The sequence below is a fragment of the Sinorhizobium terangae genome, assembly GCF_009601505.1.
GTDB lineage: Bacteria > Pseudomonadota > Alphaproteobacteria > Rhizobiales > Rhizobiaceae > Sinorhizobium > Sinorhizobium terangae.
Genome location: NZ_WITC01000079.1, coordinates 1 through 5,664 on the forward strand (window position 1 = coordinate 1; position 5,664 = coordinate 5,664).

General features: G+C 58.1%; 6 protein-coding genes. 3 read left to right on the top strand and 3 right to left on the bottom strand.

Annotated elements, in window-relative coordinates:
- The first annotated feature begins 61 nt into the window (after positions 1-61).
- Complete coding sequence (locus GHK62_RS19440; RefSeq protein WP_153440672.1) at positions 62-1,183, top strand: IS630 family transposase; 1,122 nt, start codon at positions 62-64, stop codon at positions 1,181-1,183.
- On the opposite strand, the gene GHK62_RS19445 is transcribed toward GHK62_RS19440, so the two are convergent.
- The 3 genes from GHK62_RS19445 to GHK62_RS19460 form a co-directional block, all read right to left on the bottom strand.
- Positions 1,172-1,399 carry a PfkB family carbohydrate kinase gene (locus GHK62_RS19445; RefSeq protein ID WP_202982049.1) on the bottom strand — a complete coding sequence of 76 codons (228 nt, stop codon included), beginning with the start codon at positions 1,397-1,399 and terminating at the stop codon, positions 1,172-1,174. The genes GHK62_RS19440 and GHK62_RS19445 overlap by 12 nt on opposite strands.
- Positions 1,396-2,166, bottom strand: a complete 771-nt coding sequence (locus tag GHK62_RS19450; RefSeq protein WP_153440680.1) for a GntR family transcriptional regulator — start codon at positions 2,164-2,166, stop codon at positions 1,396-1,398. The genes GHK62_RS19445 and GHK62_RS19450 overlap by 4 nt, the downstream gene beginning before the upstream one ends.
- A 600-nt stretch (positions 2,167-2,766) precedes the next feature.
- On the bottom strand, positions 2,767-3,813 hold the full coding sequence (locus tag GHK62_RS19460; protein WP_184109079.1) for an IS110 family RNA-guided transposase: 1,047 nt from the start codon (positions 3,811-3,813) through the stop codon (positions 2,767-2,769).
- A gap of 864 nt (positions 3,814-4,677) precedes the next feature.
- Between GHK62_RS19460 and GHK62_RS19465 the strand changes: the two genes are divergently transcribed.
- Positions 4,678-5,448 (top strand): GntR family transcriptional regulator, encoded by a 771-nt coding sequence (locus GHK62_RS19465; protein ID WP_153440680.1) that lies wholly within the window; start codon positions 4,678-4,680, stop codon positions 5,446-5,448.
- The coding region (locus tag GHK62_RS19470; protein WP_234886963.1) for a PfkB family carbohydrate kinase at positions 5,448-5,664 on the top strand (217 nt) is incomplete at its 3' end. The genes GHK62_RS19465 and GHK62_RS19470, both read left to right, overlap by 1 nt.

Sequence of the window (5,664 nt, forward strand, 5' to 3'; positions counted from 1 at the left end):
CCTAGTGTCCTGATCGATAAATTTGTGCGATCATTTTCCTTGTTTGAGAAGGGGATGATCGATGGGCAAAGCGGCGGTTGCGATTGTCTTGACGGGTGAGGAGCGCGGTGAGCTGGAGGCATTGGTTCGCCGCCGCGGCACGGCGCAGGGCCTGGCGCGGCGGGCCCAGATCGTGCTGATGGCCGCGGACGGCGTTGAGAACAAGGAGATTGCCGCGCGGCTTGGCACGATGCCGAACACGGTGGCCAAATGGCGACGGCGCTTCGCCGAGCTGCGGCTCGATGGGCTTTACGACGAGCCGCGTCCCGGCGCGCCGCGCCAGATCGGCGACGAAGAGATCGCCGAGACGATCCGGTTGACGCTGGAGACGACACCGCCGGACGCCACCCACTGGAGCCTGCGTTCGATGGCACGGGCGGTCGGACATGCGCCCTCGACGATCCATCGCATCTGGACGGCCTTCGGTCTGCAACCGCATCGCGCCGAGAGTTTCAAGCTGTCTTCGGATGCGCTGTTCGTCGAGAAGGTGCGCGACATTGTCGGCCTTTATCTCAATCCGCCCGAGCGGGCGCTGGTGCTCTGCGTCGATGAGAAGAGCCAGATCCAGGCACTCGATCGCAGCCAGCCGGTGTTGCCGATGCGGCCCGGCCAGATCGAGCGGCGCAGCCACGACTACACCCGGCATGGAACACTTTCGCTCTTCGCCGCGCTCGACGCTGCCACCGGCAAGATCATCGGTCGCTGCTTCAAGCGTCACCGCGCGCAGGAATTCCTGAGATTCCTGCGCGAAATCGAAGCCAACGTGCCGCCAGACCTCGACATCCACATCGTCATGGACAACTACGCCACCCACAAGACCAGCGCCATCCGCAGCTTCTTTCTCAAGCGGCCCCGCTGGCACATTCATTTCACCCCGACGGCGGCGTCATGGCTCAACCAGGTCGAGCGCTTCTTTGCCAACCTGACCGAAAAGCAAATCCGGCGCGGCGTGCACCGCTCCACCGCTGAATTGGAGGCGGCAATCACCGCCTATATCGACGCCGTCAACACCGATCCCAAACCGTTCCGATGGACCAAATCGGCAGACGACATCCTCGCCACCATCAAACGCTTTTGCCTGGCAACCCTGCAAATCGCCGATGTGCAAAACAAATCGGCAGAAACTTCTGAATCAGGACACTAGGGCTTCTGAACCGAATTTGTCGGTACCGACACCCGCTAGCAATTTGCATCTGGCGCCAAGTCGCGCAGCTCCGATAGCCTGATTGGAGCCCTTCCCGCCATTTCCGAAGGCGAATCCCGATCCTAACAGGGTCTCACCTGGCGCCGGGACTTCACCCACAATCCAAAACGCGACTCCGTAAGAGCCAACAACATAAACTTCACAGTTGGGCATCATCTACTCCGGCCGATCAAGCGGCGAGGTTGGGTGCCAGCGAGGGTATTGCGCTCGATCCAGCAGCTGTAAATGTAGCGATCCGCGCGATAGGAAGAGGACGAAAAGTAGATAACCCGATCGGCCGCATCGAAGGCAGTACGGTCGATTTGCAGCACCCTCGTGCCGCTCGACACGTCGAGTGCTTTTGCCAGTTTTGCACGCGCGATGCCGGCCCGTATCTCTTGCTTTGCTCGGGCCAGCGGCACACCAAGTTGCTGCTCGAGAAGCTCGGTGAAAGAGGTGTCGGCAAGGTCGAGTTTTTCCATGAGGCGGCCGATTGCTGGCACGAACGAAACCGTCTCAACCGCCACGACCTCGTCGTCGATCGTTCGTACGCGCTCTATGGTGAAGATACTCTCATTGGTCGGCACGTTAAGTGCGGTTGCAAGCACGGCGTCGGCGGGACGCCAGTGAGCCGTCATATGCCTGGTACCAGGCCGGAATCCGCGCGCGATAGCTTCTTCCGAAAACCCTGAAAAGGTAAGCAGATCCCGGCCGATGTGGCGCTTGGCGACGAACGTCCCTTTTCCAGCGCGTCGATAAAGCAAGCCTTCGCCCACAAGGGTCAGCACCGCTTGCCGCACAGTGCTGCTGCTGAGCTCGTGCTGCTTCATCAACTCCATCTCAGTGGGGAGTTGATCGCCAGGATTGAAGACGCCGCTCTCAATCTGAGACCGAATGATATCGGCGAGCTGAATATGAAGTGGAGTTCTACCGGGTTGTATCATGCGGCCTCCTTACGTGAATCATTGTTACCATATGGCGTTTGCGTTTGGCAATATAAGATTATTGCATTCTTGCAAGAAACGTGGGAAAACGCTGCCGAGTTGATGCTAGGCGGGCAGGCCCTTGAGGTTCTTCATTGGGGACGCCAGCCAAAGAGCTGCGACGGGTGAATGCCGACCCGATGCGCGATCGTCGAGACGCTCGCGCCTGGCTGCAATGCTCCGCCACCGCCCGTGCCTTGAACCATCCGACCAGCGCCGGCGAAGCTGCCGCGGCGCACCCTCAAGGCGGTCGGCGACAGCTTCGATCATATGGAAGGTTCTAGTTCCATATGTGGACGGCTCCCGCTTGCAAGTGTTTTGGCAGATTTGTTTGATCGGATCACTTGCCTCCATATGTGCGGCCTGTCTGTGTGGCCGCACAGGACCACTGGCCAAGATGGTTTCCGCAGCGCGATTTCCAAACAGAACACCGACCTGACAAAGGCCACTGGAACTAACGGAATCTTTCGCGACTCGGACCGACCGATCAGACCATTTGCCTCCTTCACGCGTCAACCCAACTCGGTGGCATCGAGCGTATGCTCACCTGGCGGCCGGGCTTTATCTTGTCGGCATTGCGACAACGGGATCTCCTTTTTGCCCACGATAACTCTCTCCACTCACCATAAGCTTCCACGCGATCCTTGCGATCTTGTTGGCAATTGCCACGGCGACCAGCTTCGGTTTCTTGCGTTGAAGCAATTCGACAATCCATCGAGAAGCGTACTTGCTGCGCCCTCGTCGGATATGCTGAAGAAGAGCCGTCGCCCCGGCCACTAGCACGCTGCGCAACATCTCATCGCCGGCACGGGTGATTACGCCTAGCCGGACCTTGCCCGCAGTCGAATGATCTTTCGGCGTCAGGCCCATCCAGGCGGCAAAATCACGGCCCGATTTAAACATCTTCGGATCTGGGGTCTTCATCATCAGCAGCGAAGCGCTGATTGGACCGACGCCAGGGATCTCGGCTAGACGGCGGCTGCACTCGTCAGAACGATGCCAAGCCATGAGCTTCTCCTCAATCAGCTTGATCTTCGCAAGTAGCTCTCGATACTCCCGACCGTGCATGGCGAACAGCTCACGCGCCAACTCCGGCAGAGATACATCGGCTGCAATACGCTCCAGTAGGGGTTCAATCCTGCATATACCCTTGGCCGCTATTACACCGAATTCCATCGCATAACCGCGGATGATATTGGAAAGCTGCGTGCGATTTCGGATCAATCTCTCGCGTACACCAAGCAGCATAAGTGCTGCCTGCTGGTCCGCGGTCTTAACCGGCACGAAGCGCATTGTCGGCCGGCTCATAGCCTCGCACAGTGCCTCCGCATCTGCCGCATCGTTCTTGCCGCGCTTGACATAGGGCTTGGCGAGTTGCGGCGCGATCAGCTTCACCTCGTGGCCAAATGAGCCCAACAGCCTCGCCCAGTGATGGGAACCGCCGCAAGCTTCAAGCGCAATAGTGGTTGGCGGCGCGTTCTCGAAGAATCTCACCATTTCCTTTCGCGAAAGCTTCTTGCGAAGAACCGTCTCTTCGCTTGCGTTCACGCCATGTAATTGAAAAACGCGTTTTGACGTATCTATTCCAATACGAATAATCTGTTTCACGGGCGGCTTCCCTCGATTGAGTACTCCAACGAACTCATTCTGGCACACTTGATGCCGTAGGGAGCCGTCCACACCAACAGAACTAGGCGCAGACATAGAAGCTCACAGCAGTTCATTGTGTCCGCTACCAATATCCGACCGCTCACCCCCTCCGCCAGACGGGGTCTGCTTGCCGCTTACCTTTTTATGAACATCAGTCCACGTCAGCCACCGTCCTGAGAATGATTATTGCCACCTGTCGCCACCTCGACCTTCGGCTCTCGGACGCGCAACGAGGAGTATCTCGCGGCTCCGGCTCCAAACGTTCTGCCAAACGGCGAAGGAACTCTTGAACGGTTCTCTTCAAACTCCTGCGAGGAATTCGACAAAGATAGCGACACCGCCTAGCCGCAAGCTCCCGAATTGCTTGAAATCTAAGTCGTTGCCTGCACATGGCATGATTGTTGCTTCGCATCTTGTGACGTTCACCACGGGGCAATACAGGCAGGGCATAACGCTAGGAAGTCTTTAGGCAGTCCCCCTTTGAAAGGGGCGAGAAGCAAAATTAGGTCTGCATGTGCGAAATGCCGAAAAGTGTCGCGCGAGCCCGGCATCGACCCTGTCGGTCTGAATCGGGGTACCCTGTCGCAACCTGCTTGTGCCTCGACGGCGCGCCGCGCGATCGCGAAACCGATCTTCTGGTCCAAGCGACGTCGAACGCCATTGCTGCCCTGAGCAGGGCCGCGCCGCCGCCCGGCAGTACGCGATCGACTCCCCCAAGGCTCTGTCAAAGGCGCACGTCAAATTTCATGCATAAATGCAATAACCTAATATTGCCAGCCATCATTGCCGAGTGATAGCAATGACTCGGCTTGAGGAGGCCGCATGATACAACCCGGTAGAACTCCACTTCATATTCAGCTCGCCGATATCATTCGGTCTCAGATTGAGAGCGGCGTCTTCAATCCTGGCGATCAACTCCCCACTGAGATGGAGTTGATGAAGCAGCACGAGCTCAGCAGCAGCACTGTGCGGCAAGCGGTGCTGACCCTTGTGGGCGAAGGCTTGCTTTATCGACGCGCTGGAAAAGGGACGTTCGTCGCCAAGCGCCACATCGGCCGGGATCTGCTTACCTTTTCAGGGTTTTCGGAAGAAGCTATCGCGCGCGGATTCCGGCCTGGTACCAGGCATATGACGGCTCACTGGCGTCCCGCCGACGCCGTGCTTGCAACCGCACTTAACGTGCCGACCAATGAGAGTATCTTCACCATAGAGCGCGTACGAACGATCGACGACGAGGTCGTGGCGGTTGAGACGGTTTCGTTCGTGCCAGCAATCGGCCGCCTCATGGAAAAACTCGACCTTGCCGACACCTCTTTCACCGAGCTTCTCGAGCAGCAACTTGGTGTGCCGCTGGCCCGAGCAAAGCAAGAGATACGGGCCGGCATCGCGCGTGCAAAACTGGCAAAAGCACTCGACGTGTCGAGCGGCACGAGGGTGCTGCAAATCGACCGTACTGCCTTCGATGCGGCCGATCGGGTTATCTACTTTTCGTCCTCTTCCTATCGCGCGGATCGCTACATTTACAGCTGCTGGATCGAGCGCAATACCCTCGCTGGCACCCAACCTCGCCGCTTGATCGGCCGGAGTAGATGATGCCCAACTGTGAAGTTTATGTTGTTGGCTCTTACGGAGTCGCGTTTTGGATTGTGGGTGAAGTCCCGGCGCCAGGTGAGACCCTGTTAGGATCGGGATTCGCCTTCGGAAATGGCGGGAAGGGCTCCAATCAGGCTATCGGAGCTGCGCGACTTGGCGCCAGATGCAAATTGCTAGCGGGTGTCGGTACCGACAAATTCGGTTCAGAAGCCCTAG

Excerpts from the sequence above, each read along its gene's own strand:
- GHK62_RS19440 (WP_153440672.1), top strand. The coding sequence starts at position 62 with ATGGGCAAAGCGGCGGTTGCGATTGTCTTGACGGGTGAGGAGCGCGGT.
- GHK62_RS19445 (WP_202982049.1), bottom strand. The coding sequence starts at position 1,399 with ATGATGCCCAACTGTGAAGTTTATGTTGTTGGCTCTTACGGAGTCGCG.
- GHK62_RS19450 (WP_153440680.1), bottom strand. The coding sequence starts at position 2,166 with ATGATACAACCCGGTAGAACTCCACTTCATATTCAGCTCGCCGATATC.
- GHK62_RS19465 (WP_153440680.1), top strand. The coding sequence starts at position 4,678 with ATGATACAACCCGGTAGAACTCCACTTCATATTCAGCTCGCCGATATC.